At 56.4% G+C, this 1,093-nt stretch carries 2 protein-coding genes; both read left to right on the forward strand.

From position 1 onward, the window contains the following. On the forward strand, window positions 1-601 hold a 601-nt coding region (locus tag GHO25_RS26230; RefSeq protein ID WP_178110251.1), incomplete at its 5' end, for a protein rep. A gap of 16 nt (window positions 602-617) precedes the next feature. Then, window positions 618-812 (forward strand): hypothetical protein, encoded by a 195-nt coding sequence (locus GHO25_RS25625; protein ID WP_153334501.1) that lies wholly within the window; start codon window positions 618-620, stop codon window positions 810-812. Window positions 813-1,093: the final 281 nt, after the last annotated feature.

The following is a 1,093-nucleotide window of genomic DNA, read 5'->3' on the forward strand; positions in this document are numbered from 1 at the left end:
GGTTATCCAGACAGAGCGTCCGGATCTACGCCCATACCTCCTGACCCTGACCGTTAGAAACGGCCCTGATCTTGCCGAGCGGCAAGCTCACCTCAGCCACTCCCTCAAACGTCTAATGCACCATCGCCGAGACTTCAACGCAGGTACTCGCGGCGCGCCCTGGACTGAGCTTTGCAGAGCCGAGGGGGCTGTTTACACCCTTGAGCTGACCAACAAGGGCAAGGGCTGGCATCCGCATTGCCACATGATCATTTTGGCTACCTCTCAGCCATCACAAACTGACCTCAGCGCCGAGTGGCACAAGATCACCGGCGACAGCATGGTCGTGGATTGCAGGCCTATCCTGGGCGATCCAGTCGAAGGCTTTATGGAGGTGTTCAAGTACGCCGTGAAGTTCTCCGACCTGACTTTGGCCGATAACTGGCACGCTGCGCAGATCCTCAAGGGGAAACGCCTGCTGAACAGTTTTGGCCTATTCCGCGGAGTTGAGATTCCTGAATCGATGCTCGATGAACCGCTCGATGGCTTGCCTTACTTGGATCGGTTCTATCGTTATTTGGGTGACGAATATCAGCCTTCGACACTCAAAAAGAGAGGGTAAGGATATGCAGTGCAGAATGGATAAACGCGTGATTGAACTGCTCAACGAAGATGGCGTTGAGATCACTTGGGAGCAGTTTCGGGCGGCTTATGATCGTCGTCGAAATGAGCGAGATGCAGACCCATTAAAGCCTGTTCGACGTGCTCGCCGGGAAGCAGAAGACACTGCTTTTGAGGCATTCCTTGAGCGTGTATCGACTCCGAAAGCGTGACCGCTTTGTATGGCTCACCTATTGCCGCTGCAATAGGCCAAACAATAGGTCGCGCAATACAACGGCCAAGAGCCAAAACAATAGAAACCAACAGCAAAGTGCCGTCACCCCTATGGGGCTCCGTGGCCGCCCCTCCGGGCCGACCAAACCTCCCGGGGGAGCGCCCCGGAAGGCCTTTAGGGTTCTGAATCGCTGCGCGATTCGCCACCCTCTTTCCTCCCCTTCGCCCTGGACGGGCTTGTCTCGAAAATTCACCCGCGTGCGCGCCCGGCAAAGCCGGA

This window comes from Pseudomonas sp. FSL R10-1350, from assembly GCF_009600525.1.
GTDB lineage: Bacteria > Pseudomonadota > Gammaproteobacteria > Pseudomonadales > Pseudomonadaceae > Aquipseudomonas > Aquipseudomonas helleri.